The sequence below is a fragment of the Synechococcus sp. CB0205 genome (genome assembly GCF_000179255.1).
GTDB lineage: Bacteria > Cyanobacteriota > Cyanobacteriia > PCC-6307 > Cyanobiaceae > Vulcanococcus.
Window position 1 is genome coordinate 1 of the sequence record NZ_ADXM01000015.1, and the last position, 18,074, is coordinate 18,074.

Annotated in this window: 21 protein-coding genes; 5 read left to right on the forward strand and 16 right to left on the reverse strand. The window is 65.7% G+C overall.

The window, feature by feature from the left end:
• Together CB0205_RS14095 and CB0205_RS0101445 are read right to left on the reverse strand one after the other, a co-directional pair.
• A partial coding sequence (locus CB0205_RS14095) for an ATP-binding protein (RefSeq protein WP_010313492.1) occupies positions 1-1,140 on the reverse strand: 1,140 nt, incomplete at its 3' end.
• Positions 1,118-1,858 carry a response regulator gene (locus CB0205_RS0101445; RefSeq protein ID WP_010313494.1) on the reverse strand — a complete coding sequence of 247 codons (741 nt, stop codon included), beginning with the start codon at positions 1,856-1,858 and terminating at the stop codon, positions 1,118-1,120. The genes CB0205_RS0101445 and CB0205_RS14095, both read right to left, overlap by 23 nt.
• Before the next feature lie 131 nt (positions 1,859-1,989).
• On the opposite strand from CB0205_RS0101445, the gene CB0205_RS0101450 reads away from it, so the two are divergent.
• Together CB0205_RS0101450 and CB0205_RS0101455 are read left to right on the forward strand one after the other, a co-directional pair.
• Positions 1,990-2,448 carry an EF-hand domain-containing protein gene (locus tag CB0205_RS0101450; protein WP_010313497.1) on the forward strand — a complete coding sequence of 153 codons (459 nt, stop codon included), beginning with the start codon at positions 1,990-1,992 and terminating at the stop codon, positions 2,446-2,448.
• Positions 2,438-3,295, forward strand: coding sequence for an NAD(P)-dependent oxidoreductase (locus tag CB0205_RS0101455; RefSeq protein WP_010313499.1), 858 nt, complete (start codon positions 2,438-2,440; stop codon positions 3,293-3,295). The genes CB0205_RS0101450 and CB0205_RS0101455 overlap by 11 nt, the downstream gene beginning before the upstream one ends.
• On the opposite strand, the gene CB0205_RS0101460 is transcribed toward CB0205_RS0101455, so the two are convergent.
• Positions 3,285-4,019: a hypothetical protein gene (locus CB0205_RS0101460; RefSeq protein ID WP_010313501.1), complete on the reverse strand. Its 735-nt coding sequence runs from the start codon at positions 4,017-4,019 to the stop codon at positions 3,285-3,287. The genes CB0205_RS0101455 and CB0205_RS0101460 overlap by 11 nt on opposite strands.
• Before the next feature lie 53 nt (positions 4,020-4,072).
• Between CB0205_RS0101460 and CB0205_RS0101465 the strand changes: the two genes are divergently transcribed.
• Positions 4,073-5,149, forward strand: a complete 1,077-nt coding sequence (locus CB0205_RS0101465) for a glycosyltransferase (protein ID WP_010313503.1) — start codon at positions 4,073-4,075, stop codon at positions 5,147-5,149.
• On the opposite strand, the gene CB0205_RS0101470 is transcribed toward CB0205_RS0101465, so the two are convergent.
• The gene (locus CB0205_RS0101470; RefSeq protein ID WP_010313505.1) at positions 5,126-6,193 is read right to left on the reverse strand and encodes a histidinol-phosphate transaminase; all 1,068 of its coding nucleotides are present in this window, start codon (positions 6,191-6,193) and stop codon (positions 5,126-5,128) included. The two genes, CB0205_RS0101465 and CB0205_RS0101470, sit on opposite strands and share 24 nt — an antisense overlap.
• Before the next feature lie 67 nt (positions 6,194-6,260).
• On the opposite strand from CB0205_RS0101470, the gene CB0205_RS0101475 reads away from it, so the two are divergent.
• The gene (locus tag CB0205_RS0101475; protein ID WP_010313506.1) at positions 6,261-7,055 is read left to right on the forward strand and encodes a pentapeptide repeat-containing protein; all 795 of its coding nucleotides are present in this window, start codon (positions 6,261-6,263) and stop codon (positions 7,053-7,055) included.
• Here CB0205_RS0101475 and CB0205_RS0101480 read toward each other — a convergent pair.
• From CB0205_RS0101480 to CB0205_RS0101505, 6 genes are all read right to left on the reverse strand, one after another.
• Positions 7,052-9,241: a type II secretion pathway protein GspD gene (locus tag CB0205_RS0101480; RefSeq protein ID WP_010313508.1), complete on the reverse strand. Its 2,190-nt coding sequence runs from the start codon at positions 9,239-9,241 to the stop codon at positions 7,052-7,054. The two genes, CB0205_RS0101475 and CB0205_RS0101480, sit on opposite strands and share 4 nt — an antisense overlap.
• A 69-nt stretch (positions 9,242-9,310) precedes the next feature.
• Positions 9,311-9,973, reverse strand: a complete 663-nt coding sequence (locus tag CB0205_RS0101485; protein ID WP_010313510.1) for a hypothetical protein — start codon at positions 9,971-9,973, stop codon at positions 9,311-9,313.
• Complete coding sequence (locus tag CB0205_RS0101490) at positions 9,970-10,653, reverse strand: PilN domain-containing protein (protein ID WP_010313512.1); 684 nt, start codon at positions 10,651-10,653, stop codon at positions 9,970-9,972. The genes CB0205_RS0101485 and CB0205_RS0101490 overlap by 4 nt, the downstream gene beginning before the upstream one ends.
• Positions 10,650-11,516 (reverse strand): hypothetical protein, encoded by an 867-nt coding sequence (locus CB0205_RS0101495; RefSeq protein WP_010313514.1) that lies wholly within the window; start codon positions 11,514-11,516, stop codon positions 10,650-10,652. The genes CB0205_RS0101490 and CB0205_RS0101495 overlap by 4 nt, the downstream gene beginning before the upstream one ends.
• Before the next feature lie 40 nt (positions 11,517-11,556).
• The gene (locus CB0205_RS0101500; protein WP_010313516.1) at positions 11,557-12,717 is read right to left on the reverse strand and encodes a quinone-dependent dihydroorotate dehydrogenase; all 1,161 of its coding nucleotides are present in this window, start codon (positions 12,715-12,717) and stop codon (positions 11,557-11,559) included.
• Complete coding sequence (locus CB0205_RS0101505) at positions 12,710-13,447, reverse strand: ribonuclease H (protein WP_029626026.1); 738 nt, start codon at positions 13,445-13,447, stop codon at positions 12,710-12,712. The genes CB0205_RS0101500 and CB0205_RS0101505 overlap by 8 nt, the downstream gene beginning before the upstream one ends.
• 82 nt (positions 13,448-13,529) lie before the next feature.
• Here CB0205_RS0101505 and CB0205_RS0101510 point away from each other — a divergent pair, with 82 nt between their 5' ends.
• Positions 13,530-14,192: a DUF3747 domain-containing protein gene (locus CB0205_RS0101510; RefSeq protein ID WP_010313520.1), complete on the forward strand. Its 663-nt coding sequence runs from the start codon at positions 13,530-13,532 to the stop codon at positions 14,190-14,192.
• A 257-nt stretch (positions 14,193-14,449) separates the two neighbouring features.
• Here the strand turns inward: CB0205_RS0101510 and rplL are convergent, their stop codons facing one another.
• The 6 genes from rplL to secE all read right to left on the reverse strand — a co-directional run bounded on the left by rplL (position 14,450) and on the right by secE (position 17,988).
• Positions 14,450-14,836: a 50S ribosomal protein L7/L12 gene (gene rplL, locus CB0205_RS0101515; protein WP_010313523.1), complete on the reverse strand. Its 387-nt coding sequence runs from the start codon at positions 14,834-14,836 to the stop codon at positions 14,450-14,452.
• Positions 14,837-14,898: 62 nt separating this feature from the next.
• Entirely contained in the window at positions 14,899-15,432 is a 534-nt protein-coding gene (gene rplJ, locus CB0205_RS0101520; protein ID WP_010313525.1) for a 50S ribosomal protein L10, read from the reverse strand.
• Positions 15,433-15,719: 287 nt separating this feature from the next.
• Positions 15,720-16,427, reverse strand: coding sequence for a 50S ribosomal protein L1 (gene rplA, locus CB0205_RS0101525; protein WP_010313527.1), 708 nt, complete (start codon positions 16,425-16,427; stop codon positions 15,720-15,722).
• 85 nt (positions 16,428-16,512) lie between these two features.
• Entirely contained in the window at positions 16,513-16,938 is a 426-nt protein-coding gene (gene rplK / locus CB0205_RS0101530; protein WP_010313529.1) for a 50S ribosomal protein L11, read from the reverse strand.
• A 118-nt stretch (positions 16,939-17,056) separates the two neighbouring features.
• A complete protein-coding gene (gene nusG / locus CB0205_RS0101535) occupies positions 17,057-17,674 on the reverse strand; it encodes a transcription termination/antitermination protein NusG (RefSeq protein ID WP_050778406.1) in 618 nt (205 codons plus the stop codon).
• Between the two features lie 80 nt (positions 17,675-17,754).
• Complete coding sequence (secE, locus tag CB0205_RS16235; RefSeq protein WP_232197212.1) at positions 17,755-17,988, reverse strand: preprotein translocase subunit SecE; 234 nt, start codon at positions 17,986-17,988, stop codon at positions 17,755-17,757.
• Positions 17,989-18,074 lie beyond the last annotated feature (86 nt).

Sequence of the window (18,074 nt, forward strand, 5' to 3'; positions counted from 1 at the left end):
GAGCCCCAGACCGCAGTGGCCGCTGCCGCCCCGGGCCCGGTCCAAGCGCTGAAACGGCATCAAGGCTTGAGCCCACTGCTCGGCAGGAATGCCATCGCCTTGATCCCAGACCTCAATGCGAAAACCATCCGCCGCCTCCGGACGCAGGACCAACCGCAGCGGGGCCTGTCCATGGCTCAGGGCGTTCTCGATCAAATTCCCCACTGCTCGCCCCAGGGCCACCGGCTGCACCCGCGCCTCCATCGGGGTGAGATCCAGCTGCACCTGGTCCGCCTCGAGGGGAGCGGTCAACTCCGCCAACCACTGATCCAGGGGCAACTGCACGGGCTGCTCCGCATCCCCGCCTCCGGCAAACAACAGGAACTGACTGGTGATGCGCTCGAGCGCATCCAGGTCCGCCTCCGCTGGCCGCTGGTCCGCCAAACGCAGGCGCAGACGGGTCAGGGGGCTTTTCAGGTCATGGGCGATGCCCGCGAGCATCGTTGTGCGCTCACGGTCATTGCTGGCCAGGCGCTCGACCATGGCGTTAAAGCGGCCCGTCAACGAGCGGACCACCCGAGCCCCCCGCTCCGGCAGAGCGGGCTGCTGGCCGGAACGCCCCACGGAGCCCAGGGCCTGCTCCAGTTGCTGCAGGGGGGTTTGCACCTCGCGCCAGAGGAACAGAAACGAGGCAGAGATGCTCCCGGTCAACAAGGACAGCCCCAGCAACAGGGGATCAGGGGGCCAGCGCTGAGCCGGCCCCACGGGGGTGAACAACCAGATCGGCTCCAGGGGCGACAGCAACTCGACCCACAGGCCGGGCGCCAGACTTTGGGCCGGTAGCACCGGCGGACAGGGCCGCACCCGCTGGCAGAGCTCCTGCTGCAGCAGCCGCGCCTGCCGCTGCAAACGTCCATCGCCACTGACAGGAGGGAAGGGGCCGACCCGCAACGGCAATCCACTCAGACGGGCCAGAGCCTCGGGCGGCAGGCGATCGAGTGCCAACTCCCCGAGCTTCAGGTTGAAGGCCACCTCGGGACCCATCTGGGCAATCTGCGCCCGCTCCAAGCGCTGGGCCAGCAGCGATTGCAGAACCACCAGAGCCAGGGCGGAGATGCCCGCGCCCGCCAGGACGTACTTAACGGGTGCGTGCTTGGCCATCGGGCACAAAGACGTAGCCGTAACCCCAGACCGTCTGCAGGTAGCGGGGCCGCGTGGGATCAGGCTCCACCAGCTTGCGGACCCGGGAGACCTGGACATCCATGCTGCGGCTGTCGGTCTCCGATTCCGGACCCCGGGCCAACTCGATCAGGCGTTCTCGGGAGAGGGGGCGATGGGGGTGCTGGACGAAGGCCGTTAGCAAGCTGAACTCACCGCTGGTGATCACGACCGGTTGGGCGTTGCGCTCCAAGCTGCGATTCGCCAAATCGAGCCGGTTCTCGCCGAACTCCACCAGCTGTCCCTCCGCCAAGGGGGTCCCCGCGGGCAGGGCCACCCGGCGCCGCAGGACCGCCTCAATGCGCGCCGTTAACTCCCGAGGCAGGAAGGGTTTGCCGAGATAGTCGTCGGCCCCCTGCTCCAGGCCAATGATCCGATCAATGCCATCCCCTTTGGCCGTCAGCATCACCACCGGCAGGTCATCGCCGCCATCCCGCAGTCGGCGCAGCAGGGTCAGACCGTCCTCCCCAGGAAGCATGACGTCGAGCACCACCAAATCGGGCCGCTGGCTCTCCAGCCGGACCATCAGTTGCTCACCGCTACTGAGGCAGCGCACGTCGTAGCCCTGATCGGTCAGATAGGTGCCGACCAAGCGCCGCTGCTCCGCATCGTCATCCACCACCCAGATGCGTTGGGGAGTGCTCCGTGCAGGCACGGCCATGGGGTTGCAGACGCAACATCTGTCCTGACTGTATGGAGATCAAGCTGCGGAAATCGCGCTAGACAGATCTGGTCACACCTTGCCGAGCGGCCAGGCCGATTGCAGCGAGCAGGGCTCCATAGCCTGATGCCATGAGGCGCCACCGCTCCTGTTTCCTGCTTGCCGCTGGCGCCGGCCTGCTCTTGGCCTTCCCCCTGGGCTTGCAGGCTCAGACGCCGCAGGAACTCAAGGCCTATGAACGGCGCCTGCAACAGCTCTTCGAGCAATTGGACCGGGACGGCAACCGACGACTCGAGCGCCAGGAGGTTCAAGGGCAGCCCTACCTCCAGCGTCATTTCGACCGCCTCGACCAGAACCGCCGCGGCTACCTGACCCCCGCGGATCTCAAGCCCAGCAACAAGGTGCCGCCCCCGCGCGCGGAGCGGGTCCTGCGCAAGGCCGACCAGAACGGCGATGGCCGCATCGACCAACAGGAAGCCCAGGGCTACCCCTGGCTGCGCAAGCACTTCCAGACCATCGACCAGAACGGCGATGGCAGCCTGGATCGCGGCGAACTCAACACCCTCTCCAAACCAGCCCATGCCAACTGATGTGAGCTGTCTGGGCCTTGGAGCCCTGGGTGCCCCCATGGCCCGCAACCTGCTGCGGGCCGGATGGAGCCTGACGGTCTTCAACCGCACTGCCGCTCCCGCACAATCCCTGGAGGCGGCGGGTGCCCAGCGGGCGATGACGGTGGCTGAAGCGGCGGCCGCGTCGCCGTTGCTGCTGCTCTGCTTGAGCGATGACCAGGCGGTCGACGAGGTGCTGGCCCTAGCGAAGGGCCACCTGCAGCCTGGGGCGCTGGTGATCGACTGCTCCACCATCAGCCCAGGCACCAGCCAACGCCTCGCCGGCGAGCTCGCGACGCAGGGGGTGGACTACATCGATGCTCCGGTGACCGGCGGCACCGAAGGAGCCGAAGCCGGAACCCTACGGGTGTTAATCGGGGCTGAGCTGGACCAGCTCGAGCGGGCTCGGCCGCTGCTGGAGGTCATTGGCGGCAGCCTGCATCACTTCGGCCCCGTGGGAGCAGGGCAGCAGGCCAAGGCGGTCAATCAGGTGTTGGTGGCCGGCAGCTATGCCGCCGTCGCTGAAGCCCTGGCCCTCGCCGATCGCCTGGGGCTACCGCAAGACGCACTGGTGGAGGCCCTGAAGGGTGGCGCCGCTGGCTCCTGGGCCCTGGAGAACAGGAGCCAACAGATGATCAACGACTCCTATCCGTTGGGGTTCAAGTTGGCCTTGCACCGCAAGGACCTCGGCATCGCCCTGGGTGCCGCAGCCGAGGCCCGGCTGGAGCTGCCGATCTGCGAACGGGTGGCCGCCCTAGAGGACGAGCTGATCGAGCAGGGCTGCGGTGAGCTGGATGTCTCCGCGCTGGCCCGTTGGTTTAAAGGGTGAGCTCGGAGCGCTTGGCGACCACCCGGACCTGCTTGGACGCCGCCACGATCCCCTTGGGGTGAACCAACAGCACCGCCCAGGTCTGACTGCCCGGCTGGAAAGGGGCCTGCACGGTCTTGAACATGCCGCCGCCACCGAGGGCCTCAAGCTGCAGGTCGGGAGCCTGCAACCGCAGCAACTCGCTGACCGTGACGGGCTTGATCGCCCCGGCAACCACCGCACCGTTAAGGGGGTCGTCAAAGATCACATCGAGGTCGTAGCGCTGCCCCGTCAGCACGGCATCGGGAATCAACAGGCTGACCTTGAGGTTGGGGTCACCGCTGCGCAGGATCGAATTGGATTCGATCACGTCCTGGCTGTTGAAGCGATCGCCGCTGGATCCCAGCACCAACTTCTGGGTGGCTTCAAAGCGGAATTTGTAGGGCCCCTGCTTACGGCTACCGGCAACGGTGACGAGGGTGGTGGCCCGTCCGTCCTTGAGGGAGACCCCGGGGCTCACCTGCCAACTGGCATCGGGGAACTGAGCGCGCAAGAAGTCGCGGCGCTGCAACACCAGCGCGGGATCCAGACCATTCCCCGCCTCGAGCAGGGCCGAGATCTCCGAAGAGGAGCCATTGTTCAGGGCCTCCTGCAGGGCCTGCAGGCTGGGCGCCGCCCGAAGGGGAGCCCCTATGGCCAAACCCGTCAGAGCGAGGGCGGCAGCCAGGAAGGAGCGCAACTGCACGGGAGCTCAACGGGGAGGTGCCCTTAAGTTAGGCGCGCTCATCAGCGATGCCCATGTCACGCCTGTTGATCGCTGCCAGCGGCACCGGCGGGCATCTCTTCCCAGCCCTCGCCGTGGCCCAGGCCCTGCCCCCGGACTGGGAGATCCAGTGGCTCGGGGTTCCCGACCGGCTGGAGACCGAGCTGGTTCCCCAGGACTACCGGCTGCACACCGTCGATGCCGGCGGCCTTCAGGGCCGGGGACTGCGCAAGCTCACCAACCTGCTGCGCCTGCTTGGCGCCACCGTCACGGTGCGGCGCTTGATCCGCCGGGAACGCATCCGCCTGGTCTTCAGCACCGGCGGCTACATCGCTGCACCGGCGATCCTGGCGGCCCGCTGGTGCGGGGTGCCGGTGGTGCTGCATGAATCCAATGGCGTCCCAGGAAAAGTCACGCGTCTCTTCGGGCGGCTCTGCAGCCAGGTCGCCGTCGGACTACCCCAGGCGGCAGAGCGCCTGCAGGGCTGCCGCCCGCGGGTGACGGGCACCCCGGTACGCCGGGAGTTTCTGCAGGCGGCACCACTCCCGAATTGGGTCCCGGCGGGAGCGGGCCCCCTGCTGCTGGTCATGGGCGGCAGCCAGGGTGCCGTGGGGCTCAACCGCATGGTCCGGCCCCTGCTGCCCCGACTACTGAACCTGGGCTGCCGGGTGGTTCACCTCAGCGGCAACAACGACCCCGAGAGCGGTCAACTGCAACACCCCCGCTACGCCGAGCGACCCTTCAGCGACGAGGTGGCCGGCTTGCTGCAACACGCCGATCTGGTGATCAGCCGTGCGGGTGCCGGCAGCCTGAGCGAATTGGCGGTCTGCGGGAGTCCAACGATCCTGGTCCCCTACCCCCAAGCAGCGGACAAGCACCAGGACGCCAACGCCGGTGCCGCCGCGGCCGTCGGTGCTGCAGTGATCGTCTGGCAGCACCCCCCCGAGCATCCCGCCCTGGAGCGCACCCTCTGGCGCCTGCTCGGTCCCAGGCTGCGGGGCTGCGATCCGGTGATCGACCCACTGCTGCAGTTGCGCCGCGGCATGGAGGAGTTGGCCGTGCGCGATGCCGAAGCACTGATAGCAGGACTACTGAAGGAGCTCAGCGCCTAGGGCTCGCAGCAGACGCCTGTTGCCGGAGCGGTGCTGGTAGCCGATCCGCAACCAGGACTCGCCAAGCCCGGCGAAGGATCGGCAATCGCGCACCAGGATGCGATGTCGCCGCTCCAACGCCTCCCGAAGCGGCTGCAGAGAACCCTGTTCAGCGCGCAGCAACAGGTAATTGACCGCTGACGGGTACGGACGAATGCCAGGCAACGCCCGCAGGCGCTGCTGCAACCATTGCCCCTCCTGCGCCACCCAGGCCTGCACGCGAGAGCACCAACGCTGGTAATCGCGGGGATCGCGGAGCAGGGCATCGGCCAGCGCTCCAGCCCAGGCATTGATGGGCCAGGGATCCCGCCAGCCGGCCCAACGCTGCAGCCGCTCGGGCTGGGCCACGGCATAGCCGAGCCGAACCCCAGCAATTCCGTACAGCTTGGTCAGGCTGCGAATGACGATCAGGTTGGGGTGCTCCGCCACCAGCGGAATCAAGGACTGTTGCTCCCCGCCTGGCACCAACGGCAGGAAGGCCTCATCGCAGATCACCAGGCTGTGACGCGCCAGCAGCGGCCTCAAGGACGCGCGGCTCCAGAGCTGGCCGGTGGGGTTATGGGGGTTGGTGATCCAGAGCACCTCCGCAGGGCCGTCGGCTTGAAACGGTTGCGGGAATGCGGCGTCCCACTCCAGGGGAAGGGCCATGGGCCGCTGCTGGCCGCCCCAGCACTGAAGAGCGCGCGCGTAGTCAGCGAAGCCGGGCTGGGGCAACAGCGACAGACCGCCGCTGGCCGCATCACGGGCGGCCCAGGTGAACAGTTCGGCCGCGCCATTGCCCGGGAGCACCAGCTCCGGATCCAAGTCATGCAGCCGCGCGATCTGATGGCGCAGCCGCCAGTGGCTGCGGTCGGGATAGGCCCGCAGATCCACCTGACGCAGGACCCGCCGGGCCGCCCGCGGCAGGGCGAAGGGCGCCAGGGATGCGCTCGCATCCAGGATCTGATCCGGCCGGCAGCCCAAGCGCCGCGCCGTCGCCTCCAAGTTGCCGCCGTGGGCTTCCATCCCCCCAGCCTGATCGACGGGGGGAGAGATGACCGTTAGAACAGCGCCAGTTCGGCCGCACCAGCCCATGGCTCGCCTGCCTCTCCATCTGGCCGGCTTGGCTTTGGTACTGGGGAGCGGAGCCGCACAGGCGGCCGATGACCAAGCGGTGATTCGCACCCTGGATCAACGCTCCTGCGAGCGCTGCATGCTGCAGGACGCCGACCTGGTCCATGCCGATCTGCGGGACGCACAGCTGCAAGGGGCCCAGTTGGAGCGGGCCAACCTCAGCGGAGCGCGCCTGGATGGAGCCGACCTGAGGGAGAGCAACCTGCGCTTCACCAGCCTGGCCGGCGCATCCCTGCGGGGAGCGGATCTACGGGGCTCAGTGCTGGAGGGGACCGATCTACGCAACAGCGACCTCTCCGGTGCACGACTGGACCCCGGCGCCCTCGAGGGCAGCCATTGGCAAGGGGCCCGCGGGGTCGGCGCCGCAGTCCACAGCTATGCCGCCCTCCACAACGCCGGCGTTCAAGCTGCGGAAGCCGGCCGCTTTCCAGAGGCCGAGCAGTTCTTCAGCCAGGCGATTGAACGGCTCCCCAACGCCGCTGTGAGCTGGATGGCCCGGGGGGTCAGTCGCGCCGAGCAGGGCCAGTTCAACCTGGCCGCCCAGGACCTGCGCTATGCCGGCCGGCTCTACAGCGAGCTGGGGGCGCTCCAGCAGGCCCAGTCACTGGAGGAGGCAGCAAACACCCTGCTCAAGCCCAGCAAGAAGGCGAAGGGAGGCAATGGAATGGGCAGCGCCCTGCTGGGGGGACTGATGGCCGCCTTCAAGATGGTGGCGCCGATCGCCGCCAAGGCCGCCCTGCCGGGCTCGATTTAGTAGGGCGAGACCAACTGACGGGCTTCTGGCGTCGCGGCTTGGTAGCCGTAGCCAAAGTTGCCGCCGTTGTCGTCGCGGATGATGCGCGGCGAAACCAAGATCACCAGCTCGCGCTTCTCACGCCTGTTGATCGAATCCCGGAAGAATTGACCGACAAAGGGAATGTCACCGAGCACGGGCCACTTGCGCACCACGGCCTGGTCGTAATCAGAAATCACACCCGTCAGGATCAAGGTCTGGCCATCGCGCACGCGTACTTCCCCCGTATCCAAGCGACGGGTCGTCAAGGTGTTCACGGTGCCGCAGCCTTCAATGCGCACGTCCGTCGCAATCACCGCCGAGATCTCCGGTGACATCGAGAAGGTGACAAAGCCGTTGTCATCAATGCGGGAGACCCGCGCGCCAAAGGTCAAACCAGCCGTCCCAAACTCCGGCTGACAGCTATTCGGGGCACCGTTTTGCCCGGCCTGCACGGTGTAACTAACAATCTCCTGGGCCCCCACCGTCACAAAGGACTCGTTGGCAAAGGGACGACCAATGGAAGCCGTGTTGAGTGCAGCGGTGCCCGAACCGCCAACGGTGACCGCCGCACCGGAAGCGATCGGCTCGGAATTCTCGTTAATGATCAGGGTCGGCGAAGCCAGAACCTTGGTCGTATTCGACTCAATCAGACCTCGGACGAAATCGAAGTAGTTGTAGTTGTTGGCACTGCCAGAGGGATAAGCAAAGCCTGGATTAATTGGGGCAGGGCTGTTAGCAGGAATCTCGCTGGTCGCGACTGTTGCCTGCTGGCCAGTAGCGGTCACCGTTTCAGACTTCGCGCTCGCAGCACCACCCGCAATCGTGCTGAATTGATCCCCTTGCGGCGGCAGTAAGCCACCAAAGGCACCCAAGAATTCACCCCGATCACTGACAACGAAGTTGCTGCCGGAGCGGAAGGCAAAGGAGTTCGAAAGGCTGGTGTCATTGTTCAAGGTGACATCCAGGATCTTCACCGACAACGCCACCTGCCGCTGGCGCAGATCGATCTGCCGGAGGTAGTTCTCAGCGACCGAGACCAACTGGGAATCACCCACCAAGGTGATGGTGCGCAGGCGTGAATCGGTCGTCCCAATCAAGCCACGCAGGGGACCGGTGGAGGCGCCATAGGTCTCCGTGGTGGTGATCTCCTCCTTCTTGGTTTGCTGGGTTTGCTCACCGCCAGCCACCTGGTTCGCCACGGGCTGCCCCGAGGTCACCGCATTGGTGATCGTGGTGACCTGGGTGATGCGCGCCCCCAGGCTGGCCAAGTACTTGGCGGCCGACTCAGCTGAGGCCTGGTTGAGGCGATAGACCTTGGACATCTGGGTGCCGAAGGTCTTGCCCATGACCGAGGGACCCGCCAGCAACAGATTCCCTTCCATCCGCCCCTGCAAACCCGAGGCCAGCAGTACCGAGTTCAAGGCCTTGCTGTAGGCCTCACCGCGGAAAGACAGCGAAACCGTCGGGCCCGCGCTGGCCTGAGCACCCGGTCGCTCCTCATCGTCGACGTAGACGAAGCCGTAGCCACCCATCTGACTGAGGGCCATCAGGGCGTCTTTGGCCGGTGCGTTGCGCAGGGTCATCGTCACCGGCGGGCCGCTGAGGTTGAGGTAGCTGCGGTTGCGCAGCACCATCGTTCCCACGGCCATGTCGCCCAGGGGCGGCGCCACCGCCCTGGGTTGCAGGGGCGGGGCATAGCGCGGCTGGGGCACCGAGCCGGGCTGATTGAGGTTGAAGGTGCCGGTCTTCGAGACCAACTCGCTGGGGGCGCTGAAACTCAGGATCAGGTTGCGGCCATCGGCGCTGACCACCGGCTTGGAGGCCGGCGCCCCCGGCATCGGCACCACCTCCAGCTCAAACTCGCGCCCGCTCCCCCGGATGCTCACGCGCTTCAGGCCGGCCTCCGGCAGGGTCAGCGTTTGCGGGCCGACCTTCAGGGAGGCGGATTGACTCAGCTGCAGTTGCCCCTGCCAACCGGCCGCGGTTTGACGTTGCCGCAGCAGCGGAGCCGCACCGGTGCCCTCGACCACCACGTCCACGCTGTTGGCGCCACGGCGCAACTGCAGCAGCAGCGCCCCGCCGGACGGCGCGACGGACGGCGCGGGAGCAGACGCGCTGGACTGCGGCAGCGCCAGCGCTGGAGCCGTCATCGCGGCAGCAGCCATCAGGGCTGAGATCCCAGTGCGCCGCCAACCCACGCTGCCCTTTGCCAGTTGGGCGGATGGTATCGATGCTCAGCCGGGCTTTCCAGGCTTCTGACTTGGGCTGTGATCTCTCGCATAGAGGCCCAGATTCAGCCGCAATTCGGTGGGCTCCAGCACCACCCGGCCATCCTTGTCTTTGCTGCTGTTGCCACTTTTAAGCGAGAGATCGCTCTGGACCACCAGGAGGCTCAGGCGCTCCAGACGCCGCAGAAAATCCAACAGCTGCGGGCCACTGCCGCGGGCGCGCAGCAACACCGAGGTCTTCTTCAAACCAGGGGCCAACAACGGATCCGCCGGCGGGGTCTCAGCCGCGGTCTTGTTGCTTTTTTTGCTGGTGGGCGGTGCGACGGCCTGAACCGGTTCATAGCCATCCAGCAGCACCCCGGTCTGGGCCGCCTGTTCACTGAGCTGGGCCAAGAACGTCTGCAGCTCGCCGCTGCCCGCGATCAACCCCAGGATCTGGGCATTCCTGCGGTCAGCTTGCTCCCGCTGCTGCTCCAAGCTCTCGAGCTGACGGCGCAGCAAGGGCAAGCGCTGCTGTTGCTCCTCCAGCACCAGCAGCTCCTGCTGATCCGCCTGCAAGCGCTGCCAACGGGGCCAGGCCACCAGGCCCCCCAGCGCTGCAGCCAGCAGCACCCCCAGAAGGACCGGTGCACCGAGCAACACCTGCTCTCGCCGCAGTTGGAGGCTCATGGCAGCACCCCCTTGGACTGCAGCAAACGCAGACGCTGCACCAAACCGTCGGCCTGCAGGGCCTGCAGCACCGCCAACTGTTGATCCGGAGCCAGGGCCGCGAAGCGAGCGGAGAGCTCCCAGTCCACCGGTCCCCCGCTAGCGCCATCGCGCTGGAGCTTCACCACCTGAACCGACTCGGCCTCAAACAGAGGCGATTGGGACAGCAGCAGACTCAGCCCATTGACCCGGCGGAACGCCTGGGGATCAACGGCGACCCCTTTGAGCAGTAAGCCGCTCTTCTGGGAGCGCACCTCCGTCAGCTGCACACCGGCCGGGGTGACCGCGGACAACTGAGCCAGCAAGGCCGAGCCGGAAGACACCCCCACCAGAGCCTTGGCCAAGCCCTCGCTGCTGCGCTGCAGCTGAGCCTTGGCCCGCCGCACCCGTCCGACCCGCGTCTCTAGGGTCTGGACCTGCAGCTTGATGCCGGCGAGGTTCGCCAGGGCGGCGTTCACCTGCTGCTGGCGCCACCCCAGCGCCACCAGCAAGAGCAGCATCAAGGCAAGGACGCCACCGCCAATGGCCGAGCCCTTGAGCAACAGCGGGCGGGCCGGAAGCATGGACCCACCTTGCTCAGCAATGCCGCTGGCACGCCGGCGCTCCTGCAGTAAATCGAGGGGGCCAAGACGAGGGCTCATCGTTCCAACTCCACCGCGGCCAGCCCCCAGAGCAGACCCAGAGACCACTGCGCTGGGTCGCTCCGCAAGGGATCCAGGCCATTGAGCTCCAGCGGAAGACAACTCTGCAGGGTCTCCAGCGCCGAAGCCGGCAGGGCCGCTGAGACCACGACATCCATCGAGCGCGGCTGAGGAGCCTGGGATTGCCAATAGCTCAGGCATTGGTTGAGCTCGCTTTGCAAAGCCTCCAGCTCCTCCAACGGCGGCAGGCGCCACTGCCAGATCGGAGCCCCCCGCTCCAGGCGCAGCAACCAGCTCTGCTCTGGCTCCAGTCCCAACAACCAACCCTTCTGGCCCTCGACGCAGCGCAGCGCACAGACCGGAGCAGCCTCGAGGGCATCGAGACCGAGGCCCGCATCGGCAAAGACCTCGATCCAGTCCTCCAGCAAGGCCGACTCCACCGCCACCGAGACACGGCTGCCCGGGGAGGAGGGCAGAGGGCAGCTCAGCAGATCCACCGCGGTCTCCGGGGGCCAAGGCAAACGCAGGGCCTCCAGCTCCTTGGGCATGGCCATTCGCTCAGGAGCGCTGCCCTGCAGTAGGCGTAGTTCGCAGGCGCTGCCCGGCAGCACAGCCCAGATCCTGGCCCCGGGGTAGCCGCACTGCACCAACCAATCCCCCAACAGATCCGCCAGGGCCGAACCAGACACGGGACGTCCGCCCGAGCAGAGCCCCGGCGGCAGTGACAACTGATCGACCCAGCTCAGGCCCCGGCCGCTCAGGACCATGGCCGTGATCGCTTGATCCTGCAGCTCGAGGTAGACCCGCTGCGGAAACAGCCAGGCTTGCAAGGGGCCGAGGCGCTCTTCATACAGCGAGAGCACGAGTCGAGGTGAATGAACTCACCTCCGAGCATTCCCAGCCTTAGCCCCAGGGCACCCCAGAGCCGACGGCTTCGCTGATGTTGCGGAAACCGTGGCGATCAAGCTGCTGGCTTAAGCCCTCGAGAATCTCCGGAACCAGGCCAGGCCCGCCGTAGATCCAGCCGGTGTAGAGCTGCACCAGGGACGCACCGGCGGTGATGCGCTCCCAGGCGGACGCGGCGGAGTCGATGCCACCCACCCCGATCAAGGGCAGGCTTGGGCCAGCGGTGACCCGCAGCCGGCGCATCACCTCCAGGGCCCGCTGGCGCAGGGGTGCACCACTCAGTCCCCCGGCCTCCTCCGCCAAGGTCTTGCCGGTTTGGGCCAGGCGCCTGCCCTCCAGGCCCAGGCGATCCAGGCTGGTGTTCACGGCAATCACCCCAGCCAGGCCCTCCTCGTAGGCCAAGCGGGCAATCGAATCGATGGCGTCGTCCTCCAGGTCCGGGGCGATCTTCACCAGCAACGGGGGGCAGGCCGGCAGACGCCGCAGCCGCTCCACCAGGCGACGCAGCTGGACTTCGTCCTGGAGTTCCCGTAACCCCGGAGTGTTGGGGGAGCTGACATTGATCACGGCGTAGTCCGCCAGGGGAGCCAGCAACTCCAAGGACGAGGCGTAGTCGTCCGGGGCGAGATCCAGGGGGGTGACCTTGGACTTGCCCAAATTGATCCCCAAGACCGCCGGTCGCTGCCCAGCCGCAGGCAGGGCCTGGCGCTCCAGGGTGCGGCGCGCCGCCTCGGCCCCTTGGTTGTTGAACCCCATGCGGTTCAAGGCGGCCCGCTCCTCGGCCAAACGGAACAGCCGGGGCCGGGGGTTACCAGGCTGGGCATGCCAGGTGATCGTGCCCAGTTCGGCAAAGCCAAAACCAAACAGATGCCAGATGCCCGCAGCGACGGCGTTCTTGTCAAAGCCGGCGGCCAGACCGACGGGATTGAGGAAGCGGCAGCCAAAGAGGGTTTGCTCCAACCGCAGGTCCTTGCGCTGCAGCTCTGCTCCGAGGCCCGCCAGGGAACTGCTCACCAGCGGCCAGTTGCGGCGCAGGGAGGCCTGCCCCAGGGCCTGCAGTGTGAGTTGGCTCAGCTGCTCAGCATCGGCACCGTCATCACGGCTGAGCAGGGGACCCACAAAACGCTGGTAGAGCGATCCCGTGCCGACCTCAGCCATCTCCTCGCTCCTCGCCTTGGGGCTCCCCTGATCCTGACGCGTCACGGCGAAGACGCCAGCGCCCCTCGTCCAGGGGAAGGACCTGCCAATCGCGCCAGCGCCAGGGACCATCGCGTCCCTCCAGGGTCTTGAGGGGCTTCTCGACCAACTGCGCCAGCTCCATCAGGCTCAACCCGTAGTCGCCCTCGGCCAACCGATCCGCCAACTCCAAGCGGGTCAGCAGCTGCTGCAGGGCCGGAGGGGCCAGATCAAGGGCCGGGGCCGCCTCCACCACCTCCCCGGCCGCCAGCTGGATCGGGTTGCCCTTGGAAAAGGCCACGGCGATGACATCGCAGCGGTCGTTGTCGGGATCACCGCTGTGGCCCTTCACGTAGGTCAGGGGCAAGCCCTGGATCCGCGCGCCGTCGAGGGCCTCCCAGAGGTCGCGATTGAGAACAGGGCTCCCGGAGGCCGTGCGCCAGCCCTTGCGCTTCCAACCGTTGATCCACTTGCTGAAGCCGTCGATCAGGTACTTGGAGTCCGTGCGGATGCTCAGGTCCGGGTGACGCGGCAGAACCGCCAAGCGCTCCAGCAGGGTCAGCGCCGCCGTCAGCTCCATGCGGTTGTTGGTGGTGTTGGCCTCCGCCCCACCGAATTCCTGAACGCTGCCATCGTCAAAACGCAGCAACGCTCCCCAGCCGCCAGGGCCGGGATTTCCGCTACAAGCCCCGTCGCAGGCGGCGGCAACCACCTTGGGCGTATCACTGACCACTGGGCTTGTCCCCCAACATCCGGTACAACACAGCTCTCGTCAGGAGCCCAGGAGACATCCCATGCAGCGAAGCTACCTCCCGTGGGCCGGCCTCGCTCTGCTGAGCGCAGGCCTGGTGGGCAGCCAAGCCGCCGCAGGGGTGTTCCAAAGCCAGCCGCTCGAGCAGGAGCGCCTGGCCGTGCTGGGGCAACCGGTGGGCAACCAGGACTGGAAGCTGCTGGTGCTCGAACAGCTCAAACCCCAACCGAAGTGCTGGGAAGAACGCCGGGACGGCCTGATTGATCCGGCCCTCAACCGCTTCAACTTCAGCGGGATCTGCAGCCGCTACCTCGACAGCAATGGCTATTCCCTCCGGGTCGGCGAGGACGACGTCTCACCCCGTTATCGCCTGAGGCTCGAGAGTCAAGGGAACACCCTGGTGCTGCTGGCGATGTCCGGCAGCCACCCGACCGAACTCGTCGTGGGGCGTGGGGCGATCCCCCTGCGGGACCGCAGTGGATTTGTCGCCCTCAAGCTGGAGCCGGGCTGGCAGCTCGAACGGCGGATGTACGGCGAGCGCAGCTTGAGCCATGTCTATTTCGCCAACCCCAAACCCCTCGATGGCTTGATCGCCCAGGCGGAACGGCGCCAGGACCGTCCAGCAGCGGTGGCCCTTAGTAGCAGCAGCAACGGCCCCATCGCCCTCCAGGTGATCCCCTACGCCGGCCAGACGCCACGATTCTGATCAGGGACAGTTGAGACAGCGGCCCGAACCGGCGGCCTGGTCTTTTTCTCTGGCGGTAAGGTTTTTGGTGTGTGAGGAGTGCGGAACACCACTTCCGGGGTCGAAACGAGGACAGACTCCCAGAAGCGTTCCGGCTCAAAGCCCTGCCTTCGGCGGGGCTTTTTTATTGCTCAGCCGCCGCTACACACAAAAAAGCCGGCCCCCGAAAGGGCCGGCTTCGTTGAAGGAGTGGACTGCCGAAGCAGCCCACGGCGGGATCACTTGAGGGAGACCTTGCCGCCGGCCTCTTCGATGGCCTTCTTCATGGCTTCGGCATCAGCCTTGGCCACGCCTTCCTTGACGTTGCAGGGAGCGCCTTCGACAAGAGCCTTGGCTTCGCCCAGACCCAGGCCGGTGGCCTCGCGGACGGCCTTCAGGACCTTGATCTTGGCAGCCGCGTCGAAGCCCTCGAGGTGGACGTCGAACTCGGTCTTCTCTTCAGCAGCTTCAGCAGCACCGCCAGCGGCGGGGGCAGCCATCACGACGCCAGCGGAAGCGGCGGCGGACACACCGAAGGCCTCTTCGATCTGCTTGACAAGCTCAGAGGCTTCCAGCAGGGAGAGGGACTTCAGCTGCTCGAGGATTTGGTCGGTAGTAGCAGACATGGTTGGGAATCAGCAACAGATCTGTGTAAACAGTCGGATCGGAGAGCTCAGCAGAGCAGGCCTCAGTCGGCCTTGCCCTCGCCATCGGCGTGCTGCTTGAGCGCCCGAGCAAGACCGGAAGGAACTTCGTTGATGCCCACAGCCACCTTGGTGGCCACGGCGTTGATCGCACCTGCGATCTGCGCCATGAGCACCTCCTTGGAGGGCAGATCCCCGATGGCCTTGATTTCGGATTGGGAGAGGAGCTTGCCTTCGAAAAGGCCTCCTTTCGTCTCCGATTTCTTGGTCTCCTTCTGGAAGGTCTGAACGGCCTTCACAGCACCACCCACGTCGCCCTTGACGAGCACGAAGGCGTTGGTGCCGGTGAGGAGGGAATCGAGTTCCGACCAAGCGCTATTGCCATCAATGGCACGGCGCATCAAGGTGTTTTTGGTCACCTTGCAGACACCGTTGCTGGCCTGCAGACGAGTCCGCAGATCAGACATTTCCTTGATGGACAGACCCTTGTAGTCAAGGACCAGCGCCATTTCGGCCTCGCCAAGGAGCTGCTTCAGCTCTTCGACGATCTGTTGCTTGTTCTCCAGAGTGCGGCCCATGGTTAAGGATCGGATCAGGGGAACAAGCCGGGAACGCAACCCCAGTACCGGGCGGTACTCGAGGGCTGCGGCTCGCTTCACCCAACCCGAACTCCCGAGGGAGCCCTGGTGAGAAAAACTGTCGCGGACACCTCGGCAGGGTTTAAGGACTCAGGTTCTGCGAGCAGAACAGGAATTCGACCTGCTGTCTTGGGTAGGGCGCGTAACCCTTCTGGCGTTAGCCAGAGAAAGAACATACAACAAAGCCCCCGCTCCGGCGGGGGCTTTGCGCAGAGGGACGGGGACGATCAGCCCTCTTGCTTGATGTCCTGCAGTGCAGACACATCCACTTCCACGGAAGGACCCATGGTGGAAGTGATGTACAGGCTCTTCCAGTAGCGACCCTTCGCACCGCTGGGCTTGTTGCGGTCGATGGTCTCCTGCAGCGCCTTCAGGTTGTCCAGCAACTGGGCAACGTCAAAGCTGGCCTTGCCGAAACGCACGTGGACGATGCCGGTGCGGTCAGCGCGGAACTCCAGTTTGCCGGCCTTGAACTCGCTGATGGCCGAGGCCAGGTCGGTGGTGACGGTGCCGGCCTTGGGGTTCGGCATCAGACCACGGGGGCCGAGGACACGACCGAGTTTGGCGACCTTGGGCATCATGTCCGGGGTCGCGATCAGCAGATCGAACTCCATCTCACCCTTGGAGATGGTTTCGACGAGATCGTCGTCACCAGCCAGATCAGCACCAGCGGCCTTGGCCTCAGCGACCTTTTCACCGCGAGCGATCACAGCGATGCGAATGCTCTGACCGGTGCCGTGGGGCAGGGCCACGGTGGTGCGCAGCTGCTGGTCGGTGTACTTGGGGTCGATGCCGAGGCGAGCGTGGGCTTCGACGGTCTCATCGAACTTGGCGGTGGCGTTGGCCTTCACCAGATCGACAGCCTCTTGCGGGGCGTAGACGCGTTCTTCAACCTTGCCGACGGCGGCGGAATAGCGCTTGGAGAGTTTGGGCATGTCAGGAATGGGGTGCAGACGAGCTCAGGAGCTCTCCCCCGCTAAAGAACAGAAAGGAATGGATGAGCCGGGATAAACCCGAGACTCAGTCCTTCACAGCCACGCCCATGTTGCGGGCGGTGCCTTCGATGATGCGCATGGCCGACTCAACGCTGGTGCAGTTGAGGTCAGGCAGCTTGGTCTTGGCGATCTCTTCGAGCTGTGCGCGGCTGATGGCCCCGACAGAACCCTTGGAAGAGGTGGCGGCACCTTTGGCGATTCCGGCTGCCTTCACGATCAGCACGGAAGCGGGAGGGGTCTTGGTGATGAAGGTGAAGCTGCGGTCTTCAAAGACCGAGATCTCCACCGGAATCACGTATCCGGCTTTGTCCTGCGTCCGAGCGTTGTACTCCTTGCAGAACGCCATGATGTTGACGCCGTGCTGACCGAGGGCAGGGCCCACCGGCGGCGCGGGGTTTGCTTTGCCGGCGTCGAGCGCCAGCTTGATCACAGCTACAACTTTTTTTGCCATCGTCCTGGCGTCTTGAGCAATCTGCGGATCCGCGACCCTAGGGCAGCGTGTGCGGCGGACTCCGAAAACCGAAGCACCGCCTTAGGCCGCCCTCCGCAGGGAGACGGCCGCACGGGAATCAGCTTTGTTTGCTGATCTGGGAGAACTCGAGTTCCACCGGGGTTTCCCGGCCAAAGATCGAGAGCAGAGCCTTGAGCTTGTTGCGATCGCCCGACACCTCGATGACTTCGCCTTGGAAGTCTTTGAAGGGACCAGCGGTCACCAAGATTTGATCGCCCTCGGTCAGATCGACCTTCACCACAGGCTTCTTCTCGGCAGCCCGCTTGAAGATGCGATCCACCTCCTGACGGCTCAGGGGGCGAGGCTTGATGTGACCGCGGACCTTGCCGGTGGCACGGCGATCTTCCGCACCCACGAAGTTGATCACGTTTGGGGTGCTCCGCACCGCCATCATCGTGTCCTCATCGAGGACCATCCGAACCAAGACGTAGCCGGGGAAGACCTTCTCTTCGGTACTGGTGCGGCTGCCGTCCTTCTTGAGTTTGACCGCGGGGGTCTGGGGGATCTCGATCTCGAGGATGCGCTTGTCCACGCCGAGGGTGACGGCACGCTGCTCGAGGGTGGCCTTGACTTTTTTCTCGCAGCTGGAGGCCACCTGAACGGCGTACCAGCGGGCAATCAGAGCCCGGCCTTCCGAGTCAGCGGCGGGAGCTGCGGGTTCGGCGTCGGTAGCCAGATCCGCCGCGGCGAATTCTTCAGTGGTCAAGTCGACGTCGGACACGGGCAAAGGGAGGAGAGGGCGAAAGATTCAGTGGGTCAGCGGAACACCTGGGAGCTTCCCCAGCTGTAGAAGCGATCGACGGCAGCGATCGCAAAAGCCGAAATGGTGACCATCAAGATCACCGCGACTGATTCACCAAACAGCTGCTGACGGCTCGGCCAGACCACCTTGCGCAATTCAGCGACGGTGTCTGCCACGAAGCCGGTCTTCACCGGTTCGGTGGCGGCGGCCTCGTCGGACTTGACTTGTGGTTCGGTCTGGGATTCCACGAATGAAGATTCCACAGGGGAAATCGGGGCCAAGCCTCATGGGCAGAGCATGAAGCCTGCTGATCCTTCAGCGGGCCGCGCGGCGT